Source organism: Pseudarthrobacter sp. B907 (genome assembly GCF_040137805.1).
Classification (GTDB): Bacteria; Actinomycetota; Actinomycetes; order Actinomycetales; family Micrococcaceae; genus Arthrobacter.
The window spans coordinates 166031-192058 of record NZ_JBEEQE010000007.1 but is presented as its reverse complement, the minus strand read 5'-3'; the positions used below and the strand labels follow the sequence as shown (position 1 = coordinate 192058).

The window sequence follows — 26028 nt, the reverse complement described above, 5'->3', positions numbered from 1 at the left end:
CCATGGCTAAGATCAAAAAGGGTGACCTCGTTCAGGTCATCACTGGCGCCAAGGCTGAGCGCGGCGGCGACCGTGGCAAGCAGGGCAAGGTTCTGCGCGTATTCCCGGAGACCAACCGCGTGTTGGTCGAAGGCATTAACCGCGTAACCAAGCACACCAAGGTCGGTCAGTCGCAGCGCGGCACCAAGACCGGTGGCATCGAGGTCGTTGAGGCTTCAATCCACATCTCCAACGTGGCCCTGGTTGACCCCTCGACCAAGAAGCCCACCCGCGTCGGTTTCCGCACCGAGACCGTTGAGCGCGATGGCGTGAAGCGTGAAGTGCGTGTCCGCGTGGCCAAGAGCTCAGGGAAGGACATCTAATGACTGAGACTCTCGAGACTCCGGCAAGCAAGATCGTTCCTCGTCTGAAGACCAAGTACGCGGATTCCATCAAGAGCGCGCTCGTTGAGGAATTCAAGTACGAGAACGTCAACCAGGTTCCCCGTCTGGTGAAGGTCGTTGTGAACATGGGTGTTGGAGATGCCGCCAAGGACTCCAAGCTGATCGACGGCGCCGTCCGCGATCTGACCCTGATCACCGGCCAGAAGCCGCAGGTAACCAAGGCCCGCAAGTCGATCGCACAGTTCAAGCTGCGCGAAGGCATGCCGATCGGTGCGCACGCAACTCTGCGTGGCGACCGTATGTGGGAATTCCTGGACCGTCTGGTCACGCTGGCACTGCCGCGTATCCGCGACTTCCGGGGCCTCAGCGGCAAGCAGTTCGACGGCAACGGCAACTACACCTTCGGTCTGACCGAGCAGGTTATGTTCCACGAGATCGACCAGGATTCCATTGACCGCGTTCGCGGTATGGATATCACCGTCGTGACCACTGCCAAGACCGACGACGAAGGCCGCGCGCTGCTCAAGGCGCTTGGCTTCCCGTTCAAGACCGAAGATTAATCTAGCTACGTAAAAGGTCCGGCTGGCTGGCTCTGATGCCAGGGCAGCGGAAACCGTTATGAGGAAGGGCAAGAGCCCACATGACTATGACAGATCCTGTCGCAGATATGCTTACGCGTCTGCGCAATGCAAACTCGGCATACCACGATTCCGTGTCTATGCCTTACAGCAAGCTCAAGGCACGCGTTGCTGACATCCTGAAGGCAGAAGGCTTCATCGCCTCCTGGAAGGAAGAAGACGCGGAGGTTGGCAAGAAGCTGACCCTCGAGCTCAAGTTCGGTCCGAACCGCGAGCGTTCCATCGCTGGCGTTCGTCGTATTTCCAAGCCGGGACTGCGCGTTTACGCAAAGTCCACCAACCTGCCGCACGTGCTCGGTGGCCTGGGTATCGCAATCCTGTCCACCTCTTCCGGCCTCCTGACTGACAAGCAGGCCGGCAAGAAGGGCGTGGGCGGCGAAGTCCTCGCTTACGTCTGGTAACGGGAAAGGAAGAGAATAATGTCACGTATTGGACGTCTCCCCATCACCGTTCCTGCCGGCGTTGAGGTCAAGGTTGACGGCTCTGTCGTCAGCGTCAAGGGTTCCAAGGGCGAGCTGAGCCACACTGTGGCCAGCCCGATCGAGGTCACCCTGGAAGATGGCACCCTGACTGTCGCCCGCCCGAACGACGAGCGCGCCTCCCGTTCGCTGCACGGCCTGACCCGCACCCTGATCGCCAACATGATCCAGGGCGTTACCGCAGGCTACGAGAAGAAGCTTGAGATCGTCGGTACCGGTTACCGCGTCCAGGCCAAGGGTTCTGACCTGGAGTTCGCTCTGGGCTACAGCCACCCGGTCAACGTCTCGGCTCCGAACGGCATCACCTTTGCAGTTGAGACCCCGACCAAGCTCTCTGTTTCAGGTATCTCCAAGCAGCAGGTCGGCGAGGTTGCTGCCAACATTCGCAAGCTGCGGAAGCCGGACCCCTACAAGGGCAAGGGCATCCGCTACGCCGGCGAAGTCATCCGCCGCAAGGTCGGAAAGGCTGGTAAGTAACCATGGCCATCGCAATTAACAAGAAGCGTACGAACAAGAGCAAGTCTGCCCAGCGCAGCCGCCGCCAGCTTCGTATCCGCAAGCGCATCTCCGGTACGGCTGTACGTCCTCGCCTGGTCGTCAACCGTTCCGCCCGCCACGTATTCGTCCAGGTTGTCGATGACACCAAGGGCCTGACCGTAGCGAGCGCCTCCACGCTGGAAGCCGACCTTCGTGCATTCGACGGTGACAAGACCGCCAAGGCCAAGCGCGTTGGCGAGCTCGTCGCCGAGCGTGCCAAGGCTGCCGGTATCGAAGCTGTTGTCTTCGACCGCGGTGGTAACAAGTACCACGGCCGGATCGCCGCCGTCGCTGACGGCGCACGTGAAGGTGGGCTGGCACTGTGACCGAAAATAACGAAAAGGACATTCAGGTGACTGAAGCTGTAGCTGCTCCGGCAACTGAGACCGCTGCGCCTGCTACCACTGACGACCGCCGTGGTGGCGCGCGTCGTGGCGAGCGTGGCGACCGCGGCCAGGGCCGTGGCGACCGTGGTGGCCGTGGTGGCCGCGACGGCGGCCGCGAAGCCGAGAAGAGCCAGTTCGTAGAGCGCGTCGTAACCATCAACCGTGTTTCCAAGGTCGTCAAGGGTGGTCGTCGCTTCAGCTTCACCGCCCTCGTCGTCGTCGGTGACGGCAACGGTATGGTCGGCGTCGGCTACGGCAAGGCTAAGGAAGTTCCCGCCGCCATCGCGAAGGGCGTTGAAGAGGCCAAGAAGTCCTTCTTCCGCGTTCCCCGCATCGGCAGCACCATCCCGCACCGCGTTCAGGGTGAGGCCGCCGCAGGCGTCGTAATGCTGCGTCCGGCTTCCGCCGGTACCGGTGTTATCGCCGGTGGTCCGGTCCGTGCAGTACTGGAGTGCGTGGGCATCCACGACATCCTCTCCAAGTCGCTCGGTTCCTCGAACGCCATCAACATCGTTCACGCGACCGTTGATGCGCTGAAGCGCCTCGAAGAGCCGGCAGCAGTGGCAGCACGCCGCGGCCTGCCCCTCGACGAGATCGCTCCGCCGGCAATGGTGAAGGCGCTCCTGAACCAGAAGGCAGGTGTCTGAGTCATGGCTAAGAACCTGATCCCCTCCGACGCTCAGTTGGAGATCACTCAGATCAAGTCCGCCATTGGCGGCAAGCAGAACCAGCGCGACACCCTGCGGTCCCTCGGCCTGAAGCGGATCGGACACACCGTTGTCCGCACCGCCGACGCCGTGACCGTCGGAATGCTCAACACGGTTCCGCACCTGGTAAAGGTAGAGGAGGCGAAGTAAATGGCAGAGAAGAACACCGCCGAGAAGGCACAGGGCGCCGCTGCTGAGAAGCAGAACGCACTGAAGGTTCACCACCTGCGTCCCGCCCCGGGTGCCAAGACCGCCAAGACCCGCGTTGGTCGTGGTGAAGGCTCCAAGGGTAAGACCGCTGGTCGCGGTACCAAGGGTACGAAGGCCCGTTACCAGATCAAGGCTGGCTTTGCCGGCGGCCAGCTGCCGCTGCACATGCGCCTGCCGAAGCTGCGCGGCTTCAAGAACCCGTTCCGGGTTGAGTTCCAGGTTGTTAACCTGGACAAGCTCAACGAGCTGTTCCCGGAAGGCGGCGACGTCACCGTGGAGAACCTGGTCGCAAAGGGTGCCGTTCGCAAGAACCAGCCCGTCAAGGTGCTGGGCACCGGCGACATCACCGTCAAGGTGAATGTCACCGCCCACGCATTCTCGGCCAGCGCCGCAGAAAAGATTGAAGCAGCAGGCGGCAGCACCACCGCCCTCTAAGGAGGCGGCGGGGCTCCAGCCCGTTGTTCAAACTCCCGGTACCGGGGCTCACGCCCTTGGTACCGGGAGTTTTTTCATTTTCCGGGCCCCGCCGATTGTCCGCGGGACGCATCCACCCGTTAGACTCGGTTGTTGGGTTTATTTGACCTATCTCACACGACTTTACTTAATACTCAGGAGGACGCTTGCTTAGCGCATTTGGCCGGGCCTTTCGCACGCCTGATCTGCGACGCAAGTTGTTGTTCACGCTGGGAATCATCACAATCTTCCGCTTGGGTGCCTTCATCCCCTCGCCTGGTGTGAACTACCAGAATGTCCAGCAATGCTTGCAGAACGGTCAGACCTCGGGCGGGATCTACCAGCTCGTCAACCTGTTCAGCGGCGGTGCATTGCTGCAGGTCTCGATTTTCGCGCTCGGGATCATGCCGTACATCACGGCCAGCATCATCGTCCAGCTGCTCCGCGTGGTCATTCCCCGGTTCCAGCAGCTCTACGAAGAGGGCGCCTCGGGCCAGTCCAAGCTGACCCAGTACACCCGCTACCTGACGATCGCCCTGGGCCTGCTGAACGCCACCACGCTGGTGTCCCTGGCCCGTTCCGGCCAGCTGCTGCCCAACTGCCAGCTGCCCATCATCCCGGACGCCAGCATCATCACCACCATCCTGATCATCATCACGCTGACGGCCGGCACCGGCCTCATCATGTGGATGGGCGAGCTCGTGACCGAGAAGGGCGTCGGCAACGGCATGTCCCTGCTGATCTTCACCTCGATCGCCGCAGGCTTCCCGACGTCCCTCGGCGCCATCTGGAAGGCGCAGGGCCCGGGCACCTTCTTTATGGTTCTCGTCATCGGCCTGCTGACCGTGGCGCTGGTGGTCTTCGTGGAGCAGTCCCAGCGCCGTATCCCGGTGCAGTACGCCAAGCGCATGATCGGCCGCCGCACCGTGGGCGGCACCAGCACCTACATCCCCATCAAGGTGAACATGGCCGGCGTCGTGCCCGTCATCTTTGCGTCCTCGATGCTGTACCTGCCGGGCCTGATCTCGCAGTTCAACCGGCCCGCGCCGGGGGAGCCCGTGGCGCCGTGGGTTGAGTGGATCAACAACAACCTCACCCGCGGTGACCACCCCATCTACATGGCCCTCTACTTCGCCATGATTGTGTTCTTCACTTACTTCTATGTTGCGATCACTTTCAACCCTGAGGAAGTTTCTGACAACATGAAGAAGTACGGCGGCTTCATTCCGGGTATCCGTGCCGGCAAGCCGACCGCGGATTACCTGCAGTATGTGCTTTCCAGGATCACCCTGCCAGGCGCGATCTACCTGGGCCTCGTGGCCCTGATCCCGCTGATTGCCTTGGTCTTGATCAATGCCAACCAGAACTTCCCGTTCGGCGGCACCTCGATCCTGATCATGGTGGGCGTTGGTTTGGAGACCGTCAAGCAGATTGATGCGCAGCTACAGCAGCGTCACTACGAAGGGCTTTTGCGATGACGAGAATGTTGATTATCGGACCTCCCGGTTCCGGCAAGGGGACGCAGGCGGAACGCATTTCGGAGCGCCTCGGCGTTGTGGCGATCTCCACCGGCGACATTTTCCGTGCCAACGTCAAGGGTGAGACGCCGCTCGGCATCGAAGCCAAGAAGTACATGGACGCGGGGGACTTCGTTCCGGACAGCGTCACCAACAAGATGGTCCGCGACCGGCTTACCGAGGACGACGTCGAAGCGGGCTTCCTGCTCGACGGCTACCCGCGGACCACCGCCCAGGTGGACTACCTCGACGCGATCCTCGCCGACGGCGAGCAGAAGCTCGACGTCGTCCTGCAGCTCACGGCCGACGACGAGGAACTCGTCAAGCGCCTGCTGGGCCGCGCCAAGGACACCGGCCGCAGCGATGACAACGAAGCCGTCATCCGCCACCGGCTGGACCTCTACCACGGCCAGACGGAGGCCGTGGTCGCCAAGTACGCCGAGCGCGGCATCCTCACCCAGGTCGATGGCATCGGCGGCATCGACGAGGTCACTGACCGCGTCATGGAGGCCATCAAGGCGGCGCAGTCCGCCTGATTCGGACCCGCAAACCATTGAGGCTCCTCCCGCAGTGCCGGGAGGAGCCTCAGGCATTTCTCCGCGCAGCCCTTCCCCGGGGAGCGCCGGAACCACCGAAAGGACGCTGAGGATGGCATTCGGCCAGACCCGCATTGAATACAAGACCAACGCCCAGATGCGGACCATGCAGGAGGCGGGTCTGGTCCTCAGCCGCGCCCTCGACGCCGCCGTCGCCGCGGCTGTTCCCGGCGTCACCACGCGCGACCTCGACGCCGTGTTCGCGGCCGTGCTGCAGGAGGCCGGGGCGAAGTCCAACTTCCTCGGCTACCACGGCTTCCCGGCCACCATCTGCACCTCCGTCAACGAGGAAGTGGTGCACGGTATCCCGGGCGACCGCGTACTTCAGGACGGCGACATCATCTCGATCGACGGCGGCGCGATCGTGGACGGCTGGCACTCGGACTCGGCCCGGACCGTGATCGTCGGCACGGCTGACCCGGAGGACCAGCGGCTTTCCGACGTCACGGAGGCGGCCATGTGGCATGGCATCGCGGCGCTTGCCACCGGAAAGTTCATCGGCGACATCGGCAACGCCGTGGACGACTACGTCTCCTCCGTGCCCGGTAAGCCGCTGGGCATCCTGGAGGACTACGTGGGCCACGGGATCGGCTCGGAGATGCATATGGCCCCGGACGTGCTGAACTACCGTACGGGCCACCGTGGGGCCAAGATCCGTCCCGGGCTGTGCCTGGCCATTGAACCCATGCTGGTCCGCGGCAGCATCGACACAGCCGTCCTCGAGGACGACTGGACGGTCGTCACCACCGACGGCAAACGGTCCTGCCAGTGGGAGCACTCCGTGGCTGTCCACGAGAAGGGCATCTGGGTGCTTTCCGCGCCGGACGGGGGAGCCGCGAAGCTGGCGCCCCTCGGCGTCGTGCCCGTCCCGATCCCTTAAAGCCCCTTAAAGCCAAGTAGCTCGCATTTGTTGTCGTTCCGAGCGTTCGAAACGACAACAAATGCGAGCTACGTTCGTTTAAGGCCTAGCTCTTGAGCTTCGGCTTTACGTCCTTGGTGTAGATGCCATCCAGGGTGGTCTTGAGTTCGGTCATGGTGGCCTTGACATCGCCCTGCTGGGTGAGGATCTTCGCAGCTGCCTTGGCCATCTCCTGGTCCGCGCCGGGCAGGAACACACGTGCGTTGTCCTGCACCCGGGTCGCCGAGAGCTGATCCATCGCCGTCTTGATCTGCGGGGTCTTGGCCAGGACCGCCGTCATGTCCGCGGAGGTGCGGGTGGGCATGTAGCCAGTGGCGGCGGAGAACGCCGCCGTGTTCTCCGGCTCCGTCATGAACTTCAGGAAGGTCGCTGCGGCGAGCTGGACTTCCTTGCTGACGCCGCTGGGAATGCCGAGGCCGGCGCCGCCGGTGGGGCAGACACCGCTTTCGTTCTTCGGGCCACCGGGCAGGAAGCCGACGCCGACGTTGAATTTGGCGGACTTCAGGACACCGAGCAGGGAGCCCGTGGAGGAGATCGTGGCGGAGGTGATGCCGGCCGCGAAGTCGTCGGCGGCCTCCTTGGAGGAAACACCGGCCCACTTGTCCTTGTAGATCGAGTCCTGCGCCCACTGGAGGGCCGCCACCGACTCGGTGGAGTCACAGTTGATGGTCCACTCGTTGGACCAGCTGCCGCCCCAGCCCCACAGGTTGTTCTGCAGCGTCCAGCCGGCGTAGCCCGCCAGCGCCGGGTAGATGTAGGCGTACTGGGCGCCGGAGCTGGCCATGAGCTTGGGAGCCCATTCGGCGAACTCCTGCCAGGTCTTCGGGGCCCGGTCCGGCAGCCCGGCGGCCTTAAAGTGGTCCTTGTTGTAGTAGAACAGCGGCGTGGAGCGGCCGTAGGGGAGGGCCCACTGCTTGTCGGCGTACTTGTAGTCGGCAACGAGGGACTTCTGGAAGTCGTCCACCTTGATGTCCAGCTGCTTGATCAGGCCGTCCAGGGGGATGATGTTGCCGTTGGTGTAGTACCGGAACCACCAGACGTCGGAGAGCACCACGAGGCCCGGCAGGGCCGACTTCGCGGCCTGGGAGGTCTGGAACTTCTGCGCGATTTCCTCGTAGTTGGCGCCGGCGGTGATCAGGTTGACCTTGATCTCCGGGAACTTCGCCTGGAACTTCTCGATGATGGCCTTTTCCACATCCTGGGATTTGCCCGGGTGGTTGGTCCAGAAGTCGATGGACGAGGCGGGCTTCACGCCGCTGAAGTCGATGTCGGCCGCGGCGGAGGTCGCGGTGCTGCCTCCGGTGGTCGGGCCGCCGCAGGCTGCCAGGGCCGCGGCCCCGGCTCCGGCGCCGGCCAGGCCAAGGAAGTTTCGGCGGTCAAGGGATAGTGCCATGGTGGATCCTCTCAAGGGTGCTGACTCGTTGTGATGTTTAGGGGTGATTGGGGAATTTCGGGTCATCCGGTGACGCTGCCCTGGGTGAGGCCGGCCACGATGTAGCGCTGCAGGGCCGCGAAGACCAGCAGGATCGGCACGATCACGAGCACGGCGCCTGCCATCAGAATGCCCCAGCCGGAACCGTTGCCCTCCGAGTTCTGCAGCAGGGTCAGGCCCACCGGCAGGGTCATGGTCTCCGGCCGGTCGGTGATGATGAGCGGCCAGATGTAGTCGTTCCATTCGCTCACGACGGTGACCAAGGCAACGGTGGCGATGGAGGGGCCGGAAACCGGGACCACCACCTGCCAGAGCCGGCGCCAGTGGCCGGCACCGTCGATCTCTGCGGCTTCCAGGATGGAGCCCGGCAGCGTCAGAAAGTGCTGGCGGAGCAGGAAGGTGCCGAAGGCGGTCCCGAGCCCGGGCAGGATGATGCCCCAGAGGGTGTTCTTTCCGCCCATGCCGGCGATCAGGATGTAGTTAGGCAGGATGGAGACCTGCGGCGGCACCATGAGGGCGACCAGGATGATGATGAAGATGGCGTTCTTGAAGGGGAAGCGGACGAAGACCAGGGCGTATGCCGTGAGGATGGCCAGGATCACCTTTACGGTGGATCCCACCGTGGTGACAATCAGGCTGTTGATGAAGAACTGCGCGAACGGCACGGTCGTCATCGCGACATGGTAGTTATCCAGGTTCACGCTCTCCGGCAGGAGCTTCAGGTCCATCGTGATGATCTCGCCGGGCTGCTTGAAGGAGCTCAGCACCATCCAGAGGAGCGGCAGGACGACGACGAGGGTCGCCAGGATCAGCGGGACGTAGCCGCCGGCAATGGTTTGGACCAGATTGGCGCGCGAGAACGGGCGGTCGCGCCGCGGCGGAGCCTCGGGGCCGGAAACGGGCCCGGCGTTGGCCGCGGGATCGGGGCTGACGGGGGAGAGTGTGCTCACGAGTAGTGCACCTTCCGTTCTACGAACCGCACCTGCAGCACGGTGATGACGAGCAGGATCGCGAACAGGACCACGGAGATGGACGCCGAGTAGCCCGCCCGGTTGAAGGCCCCGAAGGCCTGCAGATAGGCCTCGTAGATCAGGGTGGACGTTCCGTTGCCCAGCGGGGTCATGATGCGGATCAGGTCGAAGGCCTGCAGCGAGCTGAGCATGGTGGTGATCAGCAGGAAGAACGTGGTGGGGGAGAGCAGCGGTATCGCCATGCTGGTGAAGCGGCGGAACCCGTTGGCGCCGTCGAGCGAGGCCGCCTCCATCACGTCCTGGGGCAGCGACTGGAGGCCTGCGAGGTAGACGACGGCGCAGTAGCCGAGGTTCTTCCAGACGTACACGATGATCACCATGACCAGGGAGAGCTGCGGGTCGTTGATCCACTGCGGGCTCTGCTGCCCGATCCCGCGCAGGAGCCAGGACAGAACACCGTAGCCGGGGTCGAAGATGAACAGCCAGACCAGCCCGACGCCGACCCCGCTGAGTACGTAGGGGGCAAACACGGCGGACCGGGCGAAGGTGGTGCCGCGGACCTTGGAGTTCAGGGCCAGCGCCACCAGCAACCCGAGGACCATGGAGCCGCCGACCGTGATGAGCGTGAAGATGGCCGTGGTCCCCAGCACCTTGGGTGCGTCGGTGCTGGTGAAGAAGGTGATGTAGTTGTCGAAGCCGACGACTGTGGCGGAGGCGGAGCCCAGGGTCCAGTCCAGCGTCGAGTAGTAGATGTTGTTGATCAGCGGGAGGTAGGTGAACACCGCTATCAGTGCCAGGTTAGGCAGGGCCAGCGCGAGGAAGACGATGAAGTCCCTGCGGGTCCGGGCGGACCAGCGTCCCCTGCGCTGCTCCGGCGTGACGTTTGCGGCGGTAGCCGCAGGCCTGTCAGTCAGTTGTCTTGTCATGGGGTCTCTAACAGATCCGGGCCTGCCGGTGGCAGGCGGTTGGGCGGGGGATCAACTTAACTTCACCACATGGTTTGTGGGCGGATTCCCGCACAAGGCCCTCTCAGAGCTTTGTTCTGCCAGGCTTCCTTGCCCGTTTACCTCATGTTGGTTGCAGTATTCCATAACGTTCGTTTGCGCGCGGGGAGGTCGCGGTGGACGGTTTTCGGGCAGTGGGGGCGCACAATGAAGCCATGACTGCGATCACGGACGTTTCCGGCATCCGCGTGGGCCACGCGTCCCGGACCGGGGAGGGCTGGCTGAGCGGTGTGACCGTGGTGCTGCCGCCGCCGGGCACGGTTGGCTCGGTCGACGTCCGGGGCGGCGGCCCGGGTACGCACGAGACCGACGCGCTGGACCCCACCACACTCAGCGCCAACGTCGACGCCGTGGTCCTCACCGGCGGCAGTGCCTTCGGGCTGGCGGCCGCCCACGGCGCCCAGCGCTGGTGTGAGGAGCAGGGCAGAGGCTTCGCCGTGCCCGGCGGGGTGGTGCCGATCGTTCCCGCCGCGGCCATATTCGACCTGGGCCGCGGCGGAGACTTCGCCGCCCGCCCGGACGCGGCAATGGGCTACGCGGCAACCGCCGACGCCGCCGCCCGCCAGGACGGACACGACGTCGAACGCGGCAACACGGGCGCCGGCACCGGAGCGGCCATCGGCCGAGGCACGTACAAAGGGGGAGTAGGCACGGCCTCCCTCACCCTGGACAACATCTCCCCGGATGGGCCTGTGGTGGTTGGAGCGATAGCAGTAGTCAACGCGCTGGGACTCCCGTTCGACGCCTCCGCCGCGAACGCCGCAAAGAGGGCGAACCCGGACGGGGCGGCGGATCCGAAACCCGGCAGCGTGCGTCTAAGCGAGGAACGAGCGAGCACGCAGAGGGTTTCGGATTTGCCGTCCCCACCCCTTAACACCACGCTCGTCGTCGTCGCGACCAACGCCGTCCTGGACAAGTCCGAATGCAAGCGCACGGCCTCGGCTGCCCACGCCGGGCTCGCGCGGGCGCTGAACCCGAGCCATACGCTGGCCGACGGCGACACGGTGTTCGCGCTGGCCACGGGCGCCGTCGTACTGGACCGCAGCAGCGAGGCGGCGCGGCAGGTGAGCCTGATTACGCTGCAGAGCGCGGCGGCCGACGTTGTCCGGCTGGCCATCCTGGACGGGATCGCGGCCGCGGCGGAGGTGGAGACGCCTGCGGGGCGTTTTCGTGCATACCGGGACGGAGTGCGCTAGCATGGCTGGATTTAACATTCGGCCCGCAATGCCGTAGTGTTGACTGTTGGTTGTCTGCCCTGTTGTGCCCTTTTGTGGCCTGGTGGCTGCAGGCAAGCATGCAAAACAAGCAATTAAAAACGTCCGCAGTGGTCGCCGGTGCAAGCCGGAGGGGCTGCGGCAACAACAGTTAGCGGAGGGTATGGCCAAGAAGGACGGGGTCATTGAGATCGAGGGCGTTGTGACTGAGGCGCTGCCTAACGCGATGTTTCGCGTTGAGCTCACCAACAAGCACATCGTTCTGGCACACATCTCTGGAAAGATGCGCCAGCACTACATCAGGATTCTCCCTGAGGACCGGGTAGTGGTGGAGCTGAGCCCTTACGACCTCACACGTGGTCGTATCGTCTACCGCTACAAGTAAACACTGGGCGGCCAGGGCAACAGCCAAAGGCCGGTCCAGCTGACCAACTGCAACACGCAAAGGAACGCCATGAAGGTCAAGCCGAGCGTCAAGCAGATCTGCGAAAAGTGCAAAGTGATCCGCCGTAATGGCCGGGTCATGGTGATCTGCGAGAACCCGCGCCACAAGCAGCGCCAGGGCTAATTTCCTTCACAGGAAATCCTGGGTTGCTAACCCACGCAAGTAAATAAAAGGCAGCACAAGCTGATCTGGGACACTGAGCTAGAACGAGTCCGGACAGCTAACCCCCGGTCGGAGGCTGGGGCCGTACGGATTGTGCGGGTGTACTGCCTACGACCTCCGGTTTATTCAAGGAGCACTGCCACTATGGCTCGTCTCGCTGGCGTAGACATTCCCCGCGAAAAGCGGCTGGAAATTGCGCTTACTTACATCTACGGCGTGGGCAAGACCCGTGCACACGAAACCCTGGCTGCCACCGGCATCAGCGCTGACGTCCGGGTCAAGGACCTGACTGACGCTGAACTGGTTCAGCTGCGTGACTACATTGAAGGCAACTACAAGGTTGAGGGTGACCTTCGCCGCGAGGTAGCCGCCGACATCCGCCGCAAGGTTGAGATCGGCAGCTACGAAGGCCTGCGTCACCGCAAGGGCCTGCCCGTGCGCGGTCAGCGTACGAAGACCAACGCCCGTACCCGCAAGGGTCCGAAGCGTACCGTCGCCGGCAAGAAGAAGGCCGGACGCTAGAAATAGCGTTCTCCCTTCCCCCAATAACTTTCTGTAGGAGAAATAATGCCCCCGAAGACTCGTGGCGCGGTTCGCAAGCCGCGTAAGAAGGACAAGAAGAATATCGCGCTGGGCCAGGCGCACATCAAGAGCACCTTTAACAACACCATCGTTTCCATCACGGACCCGAACGGTGCTGTCATCTCCTGGGCTTCGTCCGGTGAGGTTGGCTTCAAGGGCTCCCGCAAGTCCACCCCGTTCGCCGCCCAGATGGCCGCCGAAGCCGCCGCAAAGCGTGCGCAGGAGCACGGCATGCGCAAGGTTGACGTTTTCGTCAAGGGACCGGGCTCCGGACGCGAGACCGCCATCCGTTCGCTGCAGGCCGCTGGCCTCGAGGTTGGGTCCATCCAGGACGTAACCCCCAGCGCGCACAACGGCTGCCGCCCGCCGAAGCGCCGCCGCGTCTAATTCTTAGCCGGAGCTTGCCCGGACCCTCACCGGTCCGGGCAAGCCCAGCCGCGTTAAGTCATTAGACCGATCTTTCCACCACCTGTGTTGCGTCATATAGCGGATGCTCGCCGAAAGGAAACCTAAGTGCTCATTGCACAGCGCCCCACCCTCTCCGAAGAGGTCGTCTCCGACAACCGTTCCCGTTTCATCATTGAACCGCTGGAACCGGGCTTCGGCTACACCCTCGGAAACTCCCTCCGCCGTACCCTGCTCTCCTCCATCCCCGGTGCCTCTGTCACGAGCATCCGGATCGATGGCGTGCTGCACGAGTTCACCACGGTTCCGGGTGTCAAGGAAGATGTCACCGAGATCATCCTGAACATCAAGAACCTGTCGGTCTCCTCCGAGCACGACGAGCCGGTTGTTGCTTACCTGCGCAAGCAGGGCCCGGGAGTCGTCACCGCCGCGGACATCGCTCCGCCGGCCGGCGTCGAATTCCACAACCCGGATCTGCACATCGCCACGCTGAACTCGAAGGGCAAGTTCGAACTCGAACTGACCATCGAGCGCGGCCGCGGCTACGTTTCGGCAGCTCAGAACAAGTCCGGCGACTCCGAGATCGGCCGCATCCCGGTCGACTCGATCTACTCGCCGGTGCTGAAGGTTACTTTCCGCGTGGAAGCTACCCGTGTTGAGCAGCGCACTGACTTCGACAAGCTGATTGTCGACGTCGAGACCAAGCAGGCCATCGCCCCGCGCGATGCGGTTGCTTCGGCAGGCACCACCCTGGTGGAACTGTTCGGTCTGGCCCGCGAGCTGAACACCGCAGCTGAAGGTATCGAGATTGGCCCGTCGCCGACGGACGCTGCCCTGGCAGCGGACATGGCCCTGCCGATCGAGGATCTGGACCTCACGGTCCGTTCCTACAACTGCCTCAAGCGTGAGGGCATCCACACCGTGGGTGAACTCGTTGCCCGCTCCGAGGCTGACCTGATGGACATCCGTAACTTCGGTGCGAAGTCCATCGACGAGGTCAAGGCAAAGCTTGTTGAACTGGGTCTGTCCCTCAAGGACTCCCCTCCCGGTTTCGACCTTGCAGCCCGCGCCGCAGCCATCGAAGAGGACGACGCCGCTTTCAGCGACGACGAGCTCTAAAATAGATCTTGGCCAGCAGGCTGGACGCACCGCAGCGTGCACAGCCCGCCGGCTTCCATATGAGGAGAAATAGTTATGCCTACCCCCACTAAGGGTCCGCGCCTCGGAGGCGGCCCGGCTCACGAGCGTCTTATGCTCGCGAACCTGGCAGCCGCACTGTTCGAGCACAAGCGGATCACCACCACGGTGACCAAGGCCAAGCGACTGAAGCCCTACGCCGAGCGCCTGGTGACCTTCGCCAAGCGCGGCGACCTGGCTTCCCGCCGTCGTGTGCTCGGCCTGATCAGCAACAAGGGCGTCGTCCACGAGCTGTTCACCGACATTGCGCAGGCAGTGGAGAACCGCGACGGCGGCTACACCCGCATCACCAAGATCGGCAACCGCAAGGGCGACAACGCTCCCATGGCTGTCATCGAACTGGTTCTTGAGCCGGTTTCCGCCAAGCAGGCCGTGGTGGCCGAAGCTACCCAGGCTGCAGCCAAGGCTGCTCCGGCCGCCGAGGAAGCCCCCGCCGAGGCTGAGGTTGCTGAGACCGAAGCTGCCGAAGCCAAGTACGCCGGCTCCAAGCCTGCTACCGCTGACAACGTCGCCCCCGAGGGCTTCGAGGTCAAGGGCAACGAGGACTCCATGAAGTTCCACGTTCCGGGATCCCGCTGGTACGACGCGACGGTCGCTGAAGTTTGGTTCGACTCCGCAGAGTCGGCCGAGGCTGCCGGCTTCGCTCCGGCCGGTGGCGAGGCTGCACAGGCTGTTGAAGCTGAGTAGTTCGGCCTTCGCGCCGCAGTAGACTTGGGTCTATGAACGAGCTCAAACCCGCTGCCCCCGTTATGGGGGGCGGCGGGTTTTTGCGTATCCGGCTGGACCTGTCCTACGACGGCGGACCGTTCAGCGGCTGGGCGCTGCAGCCCGGGCTCCGGACCGTCCAGGGAATCCTGGAGGAAGCCCTGGCCCTGCTGATCCGCCGGCCGGTCCGGGTCACAGTGGCGGGCCGGACCGACGCCGGCGTGCACGCCCGCGGACAGGTCGTACATCTCGACCTGAGCGAGGCGGAGTGGCGCGGGCTCAACCGCGGCGCCGAACTGGACCCCTCGGCCGCCCTGCTGCGCCGGCTCCGCGGTGCCCTGAGCCGCGGGCTGGGCGAACTCAGCGGCGCGATCGAGGTGCATCATGCCGCGGTGGCACCGGCCGGCTTCGACGCCCGGTTCTCCGCACTCTGGCGGCGGTACAGCTACCGGATCGCCGACGGTCCGTCCCGCTGGGACCCGCTGGGCCGGTACTCGACGCTCTGGCACAAGGAACGCCTCGACACCGCGCTGCTCAACGAGGGCGCCTCCCGGCTGCTGGGCTTGCAGGACTTCCGCTCCTACTGCAAGCCCCGTGAGGGCTCAACCACCATCCGGGAACTGCAGCGCTTCGAGTTCGCCCGCGGCGCCGACGGGGTTATTGTCGCCACCGTCCAGGCCGACGCCTTCTGCCACAACATGGTCCGCTCCCTGGTGGGTTCGGCGCTCTACGTGGGGTCCGGGGCCGAACAGCCCGGCTGGCTGTACGAACGGCTGATCGCCCGGCAACGGGACGCCCGGTCCGTCCTCGCCGCCCCGCACCCGCTGGTGCTGGAAGAAGTGGCCTACCCCTCGCCGAGCGGTCTGCTGGCCCGGGCCGAACTGACGCGCGCCCGCCGAGAGTAGGCCGGCCGCGCAGTTCCCCCACCTTTGCCTGCATTAGACCTGGCCGGGGCGGCGGGTCGGCGCAACACGCCGGATGACGGCGTCGAAGTTGGGGAAATTCCGACCCGCGACACGCTGGCTAGAAGGCAGCCGGGTGGCCATCCGCCGGGAGGTCCACGGTAAAGGTGCTGCCGCGGCCCGGGAGGGTGCTGCAGGAGATGGACCCGCCGTGTCCCTCCACGATCGCTTTGGTGATGGACAAGCCGAGTCCGGCCCCGGGGATCGCCCCGTCACGGACCGCCGGGCTCCGGAAAAAGCGGGTGAAGACCCGGGCGGCGTCGGCGGCGGTCATGCCGATGCCGTTGTCTTCCACCTGCAGCAGCACCCGGCCGCCGTCGGCGCGGGCCGAGACCGTCACGGCGCCGCCGTCGGGGGAATACTTGATGGCATTCGAGACCAGGTTGTCCAGCGCCTGGCCGATGCGAAGCGGGTCCACGTTTGCCCATAGCGGCGCCGGAACGTCCATCTCCAGTGAGACCTGCGAGGACTGGGCGTGGGCCTGCGCGGAGCCGAGACTTGCCTCCACAAGCCCGGCCAGGTCGGTCTTCCGCGGGTGGACCTGGACCGCGGAGCTGGCGGACATCAGCAGGTCCGAGACCAGCGCCAGCAGCCGCTCGGCGTTGCGCTGGGCCACCTCGATCCGGCGCAGCACCGGCAGCGGAAGCTCCTCGCCCAGCACCAGGTCCAGATTGCCGATGATCGACGTCAGCGGGGTCCGGAACTCGTGCGAGACAGTCGCGACCACGTCCTCCTTGGCCGCCAGGGCGTTCACCAGCCCGGTCACCTCGTTGTAGACGACGACGGCGCCGCGGAAGTCGCCGTCGTCGTTCTTCAGCGGCCCGGCCCCGGTGGACACCACCCGGCTTCCGGGAGCCGCCCCGAAGCAGACGAGGTGGTCAGCGAAGGATTCACCGGCCAGGGCCCGGCGGAGCGGCCGCCTTCCGGGAGGCAGCGGTGTTGACTGGTCCCGGCCGGTCAGCAGGAGGTGTTCTTCCCATTCCGGATCCGCTGGTCCGGCATGCCCCGGCGGCGCCGCGGACGCCTCCAGCCGGGCCTGCCAGCTGTTGGTGAGCAACCGACGGCCGTCCGCCCCGACCGCCACGATGCCGACGTCGACGGTGTCCAGGATGGTGTTCAGGAGCCGCTCGCGCTCCCGACTTTCCGTCAAAAGGGCCTCCAGTTCCGCCTCCTTGGCCTCGACCTTGCGCTGCTGGCGGCGCAACTGCGCCCTGGCGAACTGCATGGCCAGCGAGACGGCCAGCGTCATCAGGGCCAGGAGCGCCACCGTGGCGATGCGCCCGGGAGCGTTGTCGGCACCGCCGGCGATGAACCAGGGCAGGCCCGCCAGCAGGGGACCGAGGAAACTGAGGGCCACAATTGCCGCCGGGGCGAGCCTGGAAGCGGAGATCCAGACGACCGGAAGCACAGAAAGCACTCCCAGGCCCGGGAGTTCCTCGGCCGCGGCGACCCGGCTCAGCCCGATTGCGGCCAGGTCCAGGACCGGGATGGCCAGCGAGGTGAGCGGCCCGAACCGTTGCCACGGCACCAGGAGGCAGGCCAGAAATAGCGCGGCGTGCAGGGCCAGGGCGGCCTGGCCCCAGGCACTGGAGGTGTGGAGGTTCCAGGCGGCCGGCGCCGCCGCGAGACCGGCGGCAAACACCAGGGTCAAGGGCAGTTGGCTCGCCACCACCCGGGCGCGCGGGGGCAAGGCGCCAAAGTGGCGGTCGACGCCCACGCCGCTAACCAGCCGCCGTTCACTCAAAGACCAGTGTCCCTTCCTCGCAACTGGAGTTTACATTGCTGTCACACTAACTTGACATTAAACCGATGAATGTTGCCCGTGTTACTGCGCCGGTGCCCCAAATCGGCGCCCGGGGTGGGTATTGTGGCAGGACATGCGTACGCCGTAGCCCTGCGGCTCGGCGTGGCAACCGGGGCATGGGGCCCCGGTTTGTAGCGGCTTTAGAGCTGACCGGCATCGGATGTGAGGGTGGCATGACTGACCTTGGGGTGGCCGTTGTTGTTGAGGACGACGCGGATGTGCGCAACCTCGTGGAGGCGGTGCTCCGGCAGGCCGGTTTTGAGGTGCACTCGGCCGCCGAGGGGCGGGAAGGCGTTGAGGTAGTCCGGCACCGGGAGGCGAATGTTGTCACCCTGGACGTGGGACTGCCGGACATCGACGGCTACGAGGTGCTGCGCCGGATCCGGCAGTTCAGCGATGCGTACATCGTGATGCTGACCGCAAGGACGGATGAGCTCGACACGCTGACGGCGCTCCATACCGGCGCCGACGACTTCCTGACCAAACCGTTCCGGCCCCGTGAATTGCGTGCCCGGGTGGCCGCGATGATGCGGCGGCCGCGGCACGACGGCCACGGAGTGCTGACCCTGGCGCCCGCACGGCCGGCCGAGGCCGCCGAGGCTCCGGATAACGTCCTGCGGCACAACGGGCTGGCCCTGAACCCGGAGATGCGTTCGGTGACGGTCGACGGGGAGCCGCTCGCCCTCACCCGCAGCGAGTTCGACCTCCTGCAGGCCCTCCTGCGGGGCGCCGGCGCCGTGAAATCCAAGACCGAGCTGGTGCGCGTGGTGCGCGGGGAGTACTACCGCGCCGATGCCTACATCAGCGAGTCCGACGAACGGGCCGTTGAGGTGCATATCGGCAACCTGCGCCGAAAACTCCGGGAGGACCCGCTGCAGCCGCGCTGGCTGCAGACGGTGCGCGGCGTGGGCTACCGGCTCGCGCCCGCCCGCGCCTAGCGCTCCCAGAGGATGTAGCTGAACTGCAGCTCATCCACGGTTTCGCTGCCGCGGGCGGCGACATCATCCAGGCGCGAGGCGGCCTCTGCCAGCCTGCCGGACCGGATGGCTTCCTCCAGGTCGGCCGCGAGTTCTGCCAGGCGCAGGCCCCCCACCATCGAGGAGGACGTCTTGAGGCTCAGCACGGCGTCAAGCGCGGCCGCCTGGTCGCGGCGGTCCAGGGCCGTGGCCAGGGCGTCATAGCGCTGGTCCCACATCTGCGCGTAGTCCCGGGCAAAGCCTCTGGCGACGGCGGCGCTGTTCAGCTGCTCGCCCAGGTCCTGCAAAGCTGCCGGGTCCACCAGCGGCGCCGCGCCGGAGCACGGTGCCGTCAGAGGGGCTCCGCCGACGGGAGCTTCGGCGGCGGGCAGGGGCCCCGTTTTTCCGTCGTCGGGGCAGGCAGCTAAAAGAGACATGGCACTACGGTACTAGGTGTCCAGACCGGTGCCAGAGGCGGCGAGGTATCCTGCGGAAACCCTGCGGCTATCCTTGACCCGCCCCGGCGGCGTGCTTCAGTGGCCACTGAAAGTCTCGATGGCGTTGATCACGGCGGGCCCCAGAATGGCGATAAAGAGCACCGGGAAAATGAAGAACAGCAACGGGAACAGGATCGTGACCGGGAGCTTCATGGCCTTCTCCTCGGCACGCTGACGGCGCTTGACGCGCATCACCTTTGCCTGGATCCGGAGCACCCTGCTTATGGCGATGCCGTATGTGTCGGCCTGCACCACGGCCTGGACGAAGCTGCGCAGCTCCGGGATGCTCGTCCGCTCCGCGAGGGCCTGGTACGACTCCCGCCGGCTGCGTCCCACCTGCATGTCCTGCAGGGTGCGGACGAGTTCCTCCGCGAGCGGGCCCTTCCCGTTTTCCCCCGCCCGGGCCATGGCACCCTCGAACCCGAGGCCGGCCTCGACCGAAATCAGCATCTGGTCCAGGGTGTTGGCCAGTTCCAGCTGCATGATCTTCTGGCGCTCCTGGCCCTTGCTGTACAGCAGGAGGTCCGGGATGAAGTAGCCCAGCAGCATTACAAAGAGCCCGACCAGCTTGAGGACCGGCGTTGGCGTGCTGGCGAGCCACAGGCCCAAGAGGGCTCCCACCATCCCAAGCAGCGGTTTGGCTGCCAGCACGCGGCCCAGGGGAAGGGAGGCCGGGCGGCCGGCCAGGGCGAGCAGCCGGTCAAGTTTGCGGACGTAGGCCGTGGGCGTCAGGAAGTGGCCAAAACGTTCCAGCAGCGCCGCACTGGGCGGCCCGGCGGATTCGGCCGGCCCGGAGCCCAGCGAGAGTATGTCCCGGATGGCGCGCTGGGATTTCCGGTCCACGGCCAGCAGCGACCACACGGTGTAGGCCAGCGGACCGCAGATTAGCAGGAGGCCGGCAAGGATCAATGGACTCATCGGAACCTCAGAACTTCAAATCGATGATCTTGCGCATCCACAGACCACCAATGGTCATCAGGATCACGGAGGCAGCCATCATGGCCCAGCCCAGCGGGTTGGTGAACATGACGTTCATGTAGCCGGGGTTGACTAGCATCAGCATGAGCACAATCCCGATCGGCATGGCCATCAGGATGTAGGCGGAGAACTTACCTTCGGCTGCGAGGGACTTGATGTGGCCCTTGATCTCGGCGCGCTCACGGATGGTCTCATTGACCTGGTCCAGCACCTCGGCGAGGTTGCCACCCACCTCCCGGTTGATCTGGATGGCCTGCGCGATCCAGACAAAGTCCTCATTGCGCATCCGCTCAGCTGTGTCGTTCAGCGAGGCCAACAGATCGCGGCCAAGGCTGGTTTCGGTGATGACGCGGCGCATTTCCTCCGCAGTGGGGCTCTGCGATTCGCTGCCGGCAGCGTCGATCGCGCGCAGGATGCTGTGCCCGGCCCGCAGGCCGCCGGACAGCAGTTGCAGGGTGTCGCCCAGCTGGTCATCGAATTTGGCACGGCGCTTGCCAGCCAGGAAGGTGACAACCAGGTGCCCGGCCACGGGGGCGAGCGCCACCAGCAGAATGGCCAGCAGGAGACCGCCGACGACGAAGCCGGCCAGTGCACCCACGAAGGCGCCGACCAGCAGGAGGATGTAGAAATCGCCCTGGCCCATGCGCAGCCCCGCCTGCTCGAGGGCCTCCCGGTTGAACAGCCGGATCTTCCGCTGTGCGAAGAAGCCGTCCGCCAGGTTGACGGCGGAACCGGCGAAGCGGCTGAGCGAGGAATCCGTGACGGCCTGGACCGGGCGCCGTCGGTCCAGCGGAACGCGGGCGGTCCCCGGCGAGAGGACCGCCGTGGCCAGCAGGAGGACGGCAGTGACAAGGAAGACGACGCCGGCAGTCAGTGTCATGGCCGGTTCACGCCTTTCCGGCCGGGGCCAGCGGAGCCGCGAAGACGCCGGGGGAGACGTGGATGCCCATGTCCTCGAACCGGTCGATGAAGCGCGGCCGGATTCCGGTGGCCACCGGTTTGCCCAGGAACCGGCCGTGCGCGTCCACCCCGGCGGAGTAGTCGAAGATGAAGGCGTCCTGGAGGGTGACGATGTCGCCCTCCATGCCCTGCACCTCGGTCACGTGGGTGATGCGGCGGGTGCCGTCCCGCAGGCGGGAGATCTGCACGATCAGGTTCACGGCGGAGGCGATCTGCTCACGGATGGCGCGCAGGGGCAGGTCCATGCCGGCCATCAGGACGAGGGTCTCGAGGCGGGCGACGGCGTCGCGCGGTGAGTTGGAGTGGACCGTCGAGAGGGAGCCGTCGTGGCCGGTGTTCATGGCCTGGAGCATGTCCAGGGACTCGCCGCCGCGGACCTCGCCGACGACGATCCGGTCCGGCCGCATACGCAACGAGTTGCGCAGCAGGTCGCGGATGGTGACCTCGCCCTTGCCTTCCGTATTGGGCGGCCGGCTTTCCAGGCGCACCACGTGCTCCTGCTGGATCTGCAGTTCCACCGCGTCCTCGATGGTGACGATGCGCTCGTCGTGCGGCAGGAAGGAGGAGAGGACATTGAGCAGGGTGGTCTTGCCGGTGCCGGTGCCGCCGGAGACGATGATGTTCAGCTTGGCCCGGACGCAGGCATTCAGCAGCTCCGCCATCTCCGGGGTCAGCGTGCCGAAGTCGATCAGGTTGCGGACCGTGAGGGGGACTTTGCTGAACTTTCGGATGGTCAGCGACGAACCGCCGACCGCCAGCGGGGGGATGACGGCGTTGACGCGGGAGCCGTCCTCGAGCCGGGCGTCCACCAGCGGCGAGGACTCGTCGATCCGGCGGCCCACCTTCGAGACGATCCGTTCGATCACCTTGCGCAGGTGGTCCTCGGAGCTGAAGCGCGAATCGGTGAGGGTCAGCTGGCCTTTCCGCTCGACGTAGATCTGGTCCATCCGGTTGACCATGATCTCGGTGACGGCGGGGTCGTCGAGCAGCCGCTGGAGCGGGCCGTAGCCGAGCACGTCGTCGGCGACGTCGCGGACCAGGCGGGTGCGCTCCTCGGTGGAGAGCGGCACCTGCTCGGCGTCGATGATGCGGGTCAGCTCATCCCGGGCGGTGGCGCGCAGCTCGTCCTCCCTGACCGCCGAATCGCTGAACCGTGTGCCCATCCGCTCGAACAAGGCGGTGGCGGCGCGTTCCTTGAGCGCGGCAAAGGCATCCACGGGCTGCTGGCCCTTGGCCCGGACGGTGTCCGGGTGTTCCGCGAACGCCGGCGCGGCGGCAGCGGCGAGGCGCGAGGGCTCAGGGCGGGTCGGCTCGGGGCCCTCGGGTTCGGGGCGGGCCGCCCCGCCCCGCGGGCCGGCGGACGGCGCTGCGGACAGTGTGACCGGTGACGACGACGACGGTGCCGGGTGCGTGTGGGGGCCGGCTTCCGCCGCGGAGAGGCGCTCGGAGAGTTTCACCTAGACCACCACCCGTCGGTGCAGCTTCTTCTGGGCGGTCGCCCGCCAGGCCGGATCGAAGCGCGTCACCAGTTGGCGGAGGCCCTTAACCGCGGGGTCCTTGCGGCCGTCCTGGAGGACCGGGACCCCGCGGTTGGTGGAGTACGCCACGGCCTTTGAGCGCGGAATGCTGACATCCACCGGGGCGCCGATGGTGGCCTCGACGTCCTGGACGCTGAGCCCGGACTTGGAGTCGGCCATGTTCAAAACCACATGGCGGGTCTCCGGCAGCAGGTCCAGCCGGCGCAGGATTTCCAGGCCGGAACGGAGCCCGCGGATGCTGGGCACATCCATGGCGCTGACCCAGACGACGTCGGTGCACTGCTCCATCGCGGCCAGGCCTACCTCGGGCAGGCCGGGGGCGGTATCGATCACGACGTACTGGAACTGCTCCGCGAGCTGTTCGATCAGCCGGCTGACCTGCTGGGGCGTGATGTCGTCGGCCTCCACCGGGGTCCGGGGTGCGCAGAGGGCGTAGATGCTGCTGGGGTGGACCGTGAGGAAGGCTTTGAGGACCAGCGAGTCCTGGCTGGCCGACGCGGAGACGGCGTCGGTCACGGTGTGCTCCGGGTTCAGGTACAGGCCGGAGGCGACGTCGCCGAACTGCAGGTCCAGGTCCACGATGACGACGCCCATCGGGGCGACCCGCCCCAGCCCGATGGCGATGTTGGTGGCGATGGTGGTCTTGCCGACCCCGCCCTTGGGCGAGAAGACGCCGATCACCAGCCCGCGGGGCCTGCTGTCCGGCTGCTGAACGGCGGTGGTGCGGTTGCGGCTGGCGAACGACTGGCAGGCGCGTTCCAGCAGCACCCGGATTTGCGCCGGATCGGACCCGGGACTGAGGATGTCGCGGATGCCGGCACGCATGGCCAGAAGGATGAAATCGGGGTCGGGTTCACCGACCAGGATGACGCTGAGCTCGGGCAGCTGGACATCAAAGACCGTGGCGAGCCGCAGGGCATCCTCGATGGGCACGTCCGGGCCAAGGATGAGCACCTCGGGACGTTCCTGGTTGAGGTTGGCGAACAGCTCACCGGGGTCCGCCGGGTTGACGAAGGCGAAGGTCTGGACACCGCCCGGCAGTCCGCCCGCGACGGCTTGCCGGACCCGCGTGTCAAAGTCGGCGTTCGGAGTGATAAGGACGAATCGGCTCACTTGTAGACCTCCGGCTTGGTCATGATGCCAGGGCGCCCACTGTCCGTGGCGTCAAGGGGTTCGCGGCTCAACCAGATACTGGCGCCTTCGCTGAAATTCGACGCGTAGACAATCTTTGTCGCCTCGACGTCGTTGACGGCCACAGTCACGATCATCGAGCCGACCGGCAGTGAGGTGTCAGCCGTCGGCGCCGCCGGACCGCTTGGTGATGGCTGGGGGGTAGGCGTGGTGACGGGGGCGCGCTGCACCGCTGTGACGAGGGCCTTGTGGACCGACAGCTGGGTGGTCTCTTTCTCGCTCTTGCCCTCGATTCCGCCGCTCTTCAGGTTGATGAAGACGCCGACGTGGTCCCCGGCGGCGATGCGGCCGCCAACGACGCGCTGCGGTTCGAGCTGGAAGGAGACCTCCTGCAGGCCCTTGGGAATGTCCACGGTACCGCTGGTCTTGAGCGCAGCCGGTTCGATCAGCCGCTCGGCGACGAGCTGCTCGCCGGGCAACAGGTCGACGGCGGTGACCTTGCCGGCGAGCCCTTCAAGGTTCTTCAGAGCCGTTTTGGAGACGGCCTTGCCGGGGAGCTCCTGGCTGGTGACAAAGGCGGCAAGGGTGGCGACCGGGGTGCCGGCGGGAATGGCCTTTTGCACCACCATCACGGTGACCGGCTCCAAGTCCTTCACGGCCCGGCTGTCGGCGCCCTGGGCGTAGCTGACAACGAGGATGGCACCAACGATGGCCAGCACAACGGCGGCCAGTCCTGCCAATAAGCGTGACTTCAAAAACTGCTCCTGAACCGATTAGGGGATTGCGGGGTACAAGGTGCTACTGGGTGAGGCGGACGATCGTGGCTCCGTTGGCGTCGACGGGACCAAGAGTGAAGCCGTCCGCCAGGGAAACGTATTTGATGAAGCTGCCGATGATGCCGCGGCAGTTGCCGTCGCAGGCCACGGCCGCGGTGACTGTCGGCGTCGTATTTTGGAAGGCGTCCGGGAGCGTACTGTTGCCGCTGAATTTCCAGCCCTTGACCTTGAACGCGGCGAACGTCGTCAGGCCGTAGACGGCGCTGCTGCCGGTACCGGTGACCCGGTTGAAAACTGGAAGCAGGACGACCACCTCCTTGCCTGCTGTAATGTCGGCGGCCCAGCTGTTCAGCGTGGCTGCACAAATGGCGGGGGAGCTGTTTCCCGGGTCGCTCCCGCCCTCGGCCACAGCCAGGTCGATCAGCCCGCCGCACACGCCCGGATCGCTGACCAGCCAGCCGAAGCCGCCCTCCACGGCCGCTCCCGAGGGCCCGTAGTTGCAGTCCGGGTTGGCGTTGCTGCCGTGGTTCTGGAGCAGCTGCAGGGTGCCGTCGACGTGACCCTGGACCTGGCAGATCGAAAAGGCGACCGGAAACGCCGTCGGGCCCTTGACCGGGCTGCCCCACGTGACGCTCGACGTGGCAGAGACTTCCGCGGAGTTGTAGCCGAAGATCCGGGCGAAAAACAAGGACGCCCGATTGGGCTCTTTGCCCGGCTCCTGCGCTGCCGCGGCAACGGTGACGGTGCGGTTCGCCTTGTCCAGCAGAAGGGCCTGGATGTTGCTGGCGCCGTCGCCGGCATTGCCGTTGGCCAAGGCCCCTGCGAGCGTTGACGTGGCGGAGCACTCGACGTCGTTGATGTCCTTGGCGCACTTCTGCGCAACGGCCAGGGCCGCGGCGTCGGCGCCGTTGCGCAACTGCGTCCGCTCGGCATAGAGCATGCCTACGTCGACAGCCAGCGCGCCGAAGCCCAGCAGAACCACCATCAGGATCGCGACCATGATGGCGATCCCGCCGCGCTCGCGGTCCGCGCCGGGGACCGGATCAGTTAGCCGCCGCACAGCATGACTCCTTTGCCCTCCATCGGGAACGGCCCGGCAATGCCGGTCATAGTGGAGAGCGTGTAGGTGATCTTGACCGTGACCTGTGCCCCGGACGTACAGGGGGTGGGAGTGATCGTGATGTTGGTGTCGGCCAGGGCCGGCTGCAATGCGGCAGCTGCATTTTTCACTGCCGTCTTGGCGGCGGTGGTGTTGTTATTGATGGCCATCACCCGGACGCCTTCACGGGCTGCGCTGGAGAGCGAAATCTGCACGTTATACGCGCGGCCGAACTCCATGATGCCCAGCAGGATCATGACCAGCACCGGCGCCAGCAGGGCGAACTCCACCGCAACGGCGCCCCGTTCGCTTGTCTTGGACATGGGGGACCGCCTTCCTGGGGTGGAGAATCGCAGATGCCAGTGTGGCGGCGGCTATCGCCGCC

At 65.6% G+C, this 26028-nt stretch carries 32 protein-coding genes; 20 read left to right on the top strand and 12 right to left on the bottom strand.

The genetic code is table 11. The annotated features are described in order from the left end of the window. The first annotated feature begins 2 nt into the window (after positions 1-2). From rplX to map, 11 genes are all read left to right on the top strand, one after another. On the top strand, positions 3-362 hold the full coding sequence (gene rplX / locus ABLI39_RS08630) for a 50S ribosomal protein L24 (RefSeq protein ID WP_066436866.1): 360 nt from the start codon (positions 3-5) through the stop codon (positions 360-362). Beyond that, a complete protein-coding gene (gene rplE, locus ABLI39_RS08625; RefSeq protein WP_056737813.1) occupies positions 362-943 on the top strand; it encodes a 50S ribosomal protein L5 in 582 nt (193 codons plus the stop codon). The genes rplX and rplE overlap by 1 nt, the downstream gene beginning before the upstream one ends. 80 nt (positions 944-1023) lie before the next feature. Further along, on the top strand, positions 1024-1422 hold the full coding sequence (gene rpsH / locus ABLI39_RS08620) for a 30S ribosomal protein S8 (protein ID WP_056737814.1): 399 nt from the start codon (positions 1024-1026) through the stop codon (positions 1420-1422). A gap of 18 nt (positions 1423-1440) precedes the next feature. After that, positions 1441-1977: a 50S ribosomal protein L6 gene (gene rplF / locus ABLI39_RS08615; protein WP_028269576.1), complete on the top strand. Its 537-nt coding sequence runs from the start codon at positions 1441-1443 to the stop codon at positions 1975-1977. 2 nt (positions 1978-1979) lie between these two features. Then, entirely contained in the window at positions 1980-2363 is a 384-nt protein-coding gene (gene rplR, locus ABLI39_RS08610; RefSeq protein ID WP_018773674.1) for a 50S ribosomal protein L18, read from the top strand. A gap of 26 nt (positions 2364-2389) precedes the next feature. Continuing rightward, positions 2390-3070: a 30S ribosomal protein S5 gene (gene rpsE / locus ABLI39_RS08605; RefSeq protein ID WP_173403037.1), complete on the top strand. Its 681-nt coding sequence runs from the start codon at positions 2390-2392 to the stop codon at positions 3068-3070. Between the two features lie 3 nt (positions 3071-3073). Next, complete coding sequence (gene rpmD, locus ABLI39_RS08600) at positions 3074-3280, top strand: 50S ribosomal protein L30 (protein WP_056626615.1); 207 nt, start codon at positions 3074-3076, stop codon at positions 3278-3280. Then, on the top strand, positions 3281-3775 hold the full coding sequence (gene rplO, locus ABLI39_RS08595) for a 50S ribosomal protein L15 (protein ID WP_146336869.1): 495 nt from the start codon (positions 3281-3283) through the stop codon (positions 3773-3775). It abuts the gene before it with no gap. 185 nt (positions 3776-3960) lie between these two features. Then, positions 3961-5271 carry a preprotein translocase subunit SecY gene (secY, locus tag ABLI39_RS08590; protein WP_349413016.1) on the top strand — a complete coding sequence of 437 codons (1311 nt, stop codon included), beginning with the start codon at positions 3961-3963 and terminating at the stop codon, positions 5269-5271. A gap of 5 nt (positions 5272-5276) precedes the next feature. Beyond that, positions 5277-5846, top strand: coding sequence for an adenylate kinase (locus ABLI39_RS08585; RefSeq protein ID WP_349413028.1), 570 nt, complete (start codon positions 5277-5279; stop codon positions 5844-5846). Between the two features lie 112 nt (positions 5847-5958). After that, positions 5959-6786 (top strand): type I methionyl aminopeptidase, encoded by an 828-nt coding sequence (gene map / locus ABLI39_RS08580; protein ID WP_349413015.1) that lies wholly within the window; start codon positions 5959-5961, stop codon positions 6784-6786. Positions 6787-6871: 85 nt separating this feature from the next. Here the strand turns inward: map and ABLI39_RS08575 are convergent, their stop codons facing one another. From ABLI39_RS08575 to ABLI39_RS08565, 3 genes are all read right to left on the bottom strand, one after another. Then, positions 6872-8218, bottom strand: a complete 1347-nt coding sequence (locus tag ABLI39_RS08575) for an ABC transporter substrate-binding protein (protein WP_349413014.1) — start codon at positions 8216-8218, stop codon at positions 6872-6874. Positions 8219-8280: 62 nt separating this feature from the next. Further along, on the bottom strand, positions 8281-9207 hold the full coding sequence (locus tag ABLI39_RS08570; RefSeq protein WP_497899620.1) for a carbohydrate ABC transporter permease: 927 nt from the start codon (positions 9205-9207) through the stop codon (positions 8281-8283). Beyond that, positions 9204-10154, bottom strand: coding sequence for a carbohydrate ABC transporter permease (locus ABLI39_RS08565; RefSeq protein ID WP_349413013.1), 951 nt, complete (start codon positions 10152-10154; stop codon positions 9204-9206). The genes ABLI39_RS08570 and ABLI39_RS08565 overlap by 4 nt, the downstream gene beginning before the upstream one ends. Before the next feature lie 233 nt (positions 10155-10387). Here ABLI39_RS08565 and ABLI39_RS08560 point away from each other — a divergent pair, with 233 nt between their 5' ends. From ABLI39_RS08560 to ABLI39_RS08525, 8 genes are all read left to right on the top strand, one after another. After that, positions 10388-11428: a P1 family peptidase gene (locus ABLI39_RS08560; RefSeq protein ID WP_349413012.1), complete on the top strand. Its 1041-nt coding sequence runs from the start codon at positions 10388-10390 to the stop codon at positions 11426-11428. Positions 11429-11609: 181 nt separating this feature from the next. Then, on the top strand, positions 11610-11831 hold the full coding sequence (gene infA, locus ABLI39_RS08555; protein WP_009358723.1) for a translation initiation factor IF-1: 222 nt from the start codon (positions 11610-11612) through the stop codon (positions 11829-11831). 69 nt (positions 11832-11900) lie between these two features. Beyond that, positions 11901-12014, top strand: a complete 114-nt coding sequence (gene rpmJ, locus ABLI39_RS08550) for a 50S ribosomal protein L36 (RefSeq protein ID WP_009358722.1) — start codon at positions 11901-11903, stop codon at positions 12012-12014. A 183-nt stretch (positions 12015-12197) separates the two neighbouring features. Continuing rightward, positions 12198-12575: a 30S ribosomal protein S13 gene (gene rpsM, locus ABLI39_RS08545; RefSeq protein WP_011775569.1), complete on the top strand. Its 378-nt coding sequence runs from the start codon at positions 12198-12200 to the stop codon at positions 12573-12575. A gap of 45 nt (positions 12576-12620) precedes the next feature. Next, entirely contained in the window at positions 12621-13022 is a 402-nt protein-coding gene (gene rpsK, locus ABLI39_RS08540; protein ID WP_018773682.1) for a 30S ribosomal protein S11, read from the top strand. 126 nt (positions 13023-13148) lie between these two features. Then, positions 13149-14159, top strand: coding sequence for a DNA-directed RNA polymerase subunit alpha (locus tag ABLI39_RS08535; RefSeq protein ID WP_024366109.1), 1011 nt, complete (start codon positions 13149-13151; stop codon positions 14157-14159). Positions 14160-14234: 75 nt separating this feature from the next. Next, positions 14235-14924 (top strand): 50S ribosomal protein L17, sunset domain variant, encoded by a 690-nt coding sequence (rplQ, locus tag ABLI39_RS08530; RefSeq protein ID WP_349413011.1) that lies wholly within the window; start codon positions 14235-14237, stop codon positions 14922-14924. Positions 14925-14956: 32 nt separating this feature from the next. Beyond that, on the top strand, positions 14957-15847 hold the full coding sequence (locus ABLI39_RS08525; protein ID WP_349413010.1) for a tRNA pseudouridine synthase A: 891 nt from the start codon (positions 14957-14959) through the stop codon (positions 15845-15847). A 118-nt stretch (positions 15848-15965) separates the two neighbouring features. Here the strand turns inward: ABLI39_RS08525 and ABLI39_RS08520 are convergent, their stop codons facing one another. Then, the gene (locus ABLI39_RS08520) at positions 15966-17648 is read right to left on the bottom strand and encodes a sensor histidine kinase (protein WP_349413009.1); all 1683 of its coding nucleotides are present in this window, start codon (positions 17646-17648) and stop codon (positions 15966-15968) included. 233 nt (positions 17649-17881) lie between these two features. Between ABLI39_RS08520 and ABLI39_RS08515 the strand changes: the two genes are divergently transcribed. Further along, positions 17882-18646, top strand: coding sequence for a response regulator transcription factor (locus ABLI39_RS08515; protein WP_349413008.1), 765 nt, complete (start codon positions 17882-17884; stop codon positions 18644-18646). Here ABLI39_RS08515 and ABLI39_RS08510 read toward each other — a convergent pair. The 8 genes from ABLI39_RS08510 to ABLI39_RS08475 form a co-directional block, all read right to left on the bottom strand. After that, positions 18643-19101: an Hpt domain-containing protein gene (locus ABLI39_RS08510; RefSeq protein WP_349413007.1), complete on the bottom strand. Its 459-nt coding sequence runs from the start codon at positions 19099-19101 to the stop codon at positions 18643-18645. The genes ABLI39_RS08515 and ABLI39_RS08510 overlap by 4 nt on opposite strands. A 96-nt stretch (positions 19102-19197) precedes the next feature. Continuing rightward, positions 19198-20079, bottom strand: a complete 882-nt coding sequence (locus ABLI39_RS08505) for a type II secretion system F family protein (protein ID WP_349413006.1) — start codon at positions 20077-20079, stop codon at positions 19198-19200. Positions 20080-20086: 7 nt separating this feature from the next. Beyond that, complete coding sequence (locus ABLI39_RS08500; RefSeq protein ID WP_349413005.1) at positions 20087-21019, bottom strand: type II secretion system F family protein; 933 nt, start codon at positions 21017-21019, stop codon at positions 20087-20089. A gap of 7 nt (positions 21020-21026) precedes the next feature. Next, on the bottom strand, positions 21027-22556 hold the full coding sequence (locus tag ABLI39_RS08495) for an ATPase, T2SS/T4P/T4SS family (RefSeq protein ID WP_349413004.1): 1530 nt from the start codon (positions 22554-22556) through the stop codon (positions 21027-21029). Continuing rightward, a complete protein-coding gene (locus ABLI39_RS08490) occupies positions 22557-23750 on the bottom strand; it encodes a CpaE/TadZ family protein (RefSeq protein WP_349413003.1) in 1194 nt (397 codons plus the stop codon). Then, a complete protein-coding gene (gene cpaB, locus ABLI39_RS08485) occupies positions 23747-24523 on the bottom strand; it encodes a Flp pilus assembly protein CpaB (protein WP_349413002.1) in 777 nt (258 codons plus the stop codon). The genes ABLI39_RS08490 and cpaB overlap by 4 nt, the downstream gene beginning before the upstream one ends. 43 nt (positions 24524-24566) lie before the next feature. Then, positions 24567-25604 (bottom strand): pilus assembly protein TadG-related protein, encoded by a 1038-nt coding sequence (locus ABLI39_RS08480; RefSeq protein WP_349413001.1) that lies wholly within the window; start codon positions 25602-25604, stop codon positions 24567-24569. Next, entirely contained in the window at positions 25592-25966 is a 375-nt protein-coding gene (locus ABLI39_RS08475; RefSeq protein ID WP_349413000.1) for a TadE/TadG family type IV pilus assembly protein, read from the bottom strand. The genes ABLI39_RS08480 and ABLI39_RS08475 overlap by 13 nt, the downstream gene beginning before the upstream one ends. Between the last annotated feature and the right edge of the window lie 62 nt (positions 25967-26028).

What these genes read in the sequence shown, in the direction of transcription:
- rplX (WP_066436866.1), top strand. Translation starts at nt 3, where the DNA reads ATGGCTAAGATCAAAAAGGGTGACCTCGTTCAGGTCATCACTGGCGCC.
- rplE (WP_056737813.1), top strand. Translation starts at nt 362, where the DNA reads ATGACTGAGACTCTCGAGACTCCGGCAAGCAAGATCGTTCCTCGTCTG.
- rpsH (WP_056737814.1), top strand. Translation starts at nt 1,024, where the DNA reads ATGACTATGACAGATCCTGTCGCAGATATGCTTACGCGTCTGCGCAAT.
- rplF (WP_028269576.1), top strand. Translation starts at nt 1,441, where the DNA reads ATGTCACGTATTGGACGTCTCCCCATCACCGTTCCTGCCGGCGTTGAG.
- rplR (WP_018773674.1), top strand. Translation starts at nt 1,980, where the DNA reads ATGGCCATCGCAATTAACAAGAAGCGTACGAACAAGAGCAAGTCTGCC.
- rpmD (WP_056626615.1), top strand. Translation starts at nt 3,074, where the DNA reads ATGGCTAAGAACCTGATCCCCTCCGACGCTCAGTTGGAGATCACTCAG.
- rplO (WP_146336869.1), top strand. Translation starts at nt 3,281, where the DNA reads ATGGCAGAGAAGAACACCGCCGAGAAGGCACAGGGCGCCGCTGCTGAG.
- ABLI39_RS08585 (WP_349413028.1), top strand. Translation starts at nt 5,277, where the DNA reads ATGTTGATTATCGGACCTCCCGGTTCCGGCAAGGGGACGCAGGCGGAA.
- map (WP_349413015.1), top strand. Translation starts at nt 5,959, where the DNA reads ATGGCATTCGGCCAGACCCGCATTGAATACAAGACCAACGCCCAGATG.
- ABLI39_RS08575 (WP_349413014.1), bottom strand. Translation starts at nt 8,218, where the DNA reads ATGGCACTATCCCTTGACCGCCGAAACTTCCTTGGCCTGGCCGGCGCC.
- ABLI39_RS08565 (WP_349413013.1), bottom strand. Translation starts at nt 10,154, where the DNA reads ATGACAAGACAACTGACTGACAGGCCTGCGGCTACCGCCGCAAACGTC.
- ABLI39_RS08560 (WP_349413012.1), top strand. Translation starts at nt 10,388, where the DNA reads ATGACTGCGATCACGGACGTTTCCGGCATCCGCGTGGGCCACGCGTCC.
- infA (WP_009358723.1), top strand. Translation starts at nt 11,610, where the DNA reads ATGGCCAAGAAGGACGGGGTCATTGAGATCGAGGGCGTTGTGACTGAG.
- rpmJ (WP_009358722.1), top strand. Translation starts at nt 11,901, where the DNA reads ATGAAGGTCAAGCCGAGCGTCAAGCAGATCTGCGAAAAGTGCAAAGTG.
- rpsM (WP_011775569.1), top strand. Translation starts at nt 12,198, where the DNA reads ATGGCTCGTCTCGCTGGCGTAGACATTCCCCGCGAAAAGCGGCTGGAA.
- rpsK (WP_018773682.1), top strand. Translation starts at nt 12,621, where the DNA reads ATGCCCCCGAAGACTCGTGGCGCGGTTCGCAAGCCGCGTAAGAAGGAC.
- rplQ (WP_349413011.1), top strand. Translation starts at nt 14,235, where the DNA reads ATGCCTACCCCCACTAAGGGTCCGCGCCTCGGAGGCGGCCCGGCTCAC.
- ABLI39_RS08525 (WP_349413010.1), top strand. Translation starts at nt 14,957, where the DNA reads ATGAACGAGCTCAAACCCGCTGCCCCCGTTATGGGGGGCGGCGGGTTT.
- ABLI39_RS08515 (WP_349413008.1), top strand. Translation starts at nt 17,882, where the DNA reads ATGACTGACCTTGGGGTGGCCGTTGTTGTTGAGGACGACGCGGATGTG.
- ABLI39_RS08510 (WP_349413007.1), bottom strand. Translation starts at nt 19,101, where the DNA reads ATGTCTCTTTTAGCTGCCTGCCCCGACGACGGAAAAACGGGGCCCCTG.
- ABLI39_RS08505 (WP_349413006.1), bottom strand. Translation starts at nt 20,079, where the DNA reads ATGAGTCCATTGATCCTTGCCGGCCTCCTGCTAATCTGCGGTCCGCTG.
- ABLI39_RS08500 (WP_349413005.1), bottom strand. Translation starts at nt 21,019, where the DNA reads ATGACACTGACTGCCGGCGTCGTCTTCCTTGTCACTGCCGTCCTCCTG.
- ABLI39_RS08475 (WP_349413000.1), bottom strand. Translation starts at nt 25,966, where the DNA reads ATGTCCAAGACAAGCGAACGGGGCGCCGTTGCGGTGGAGTTCGCCCTG.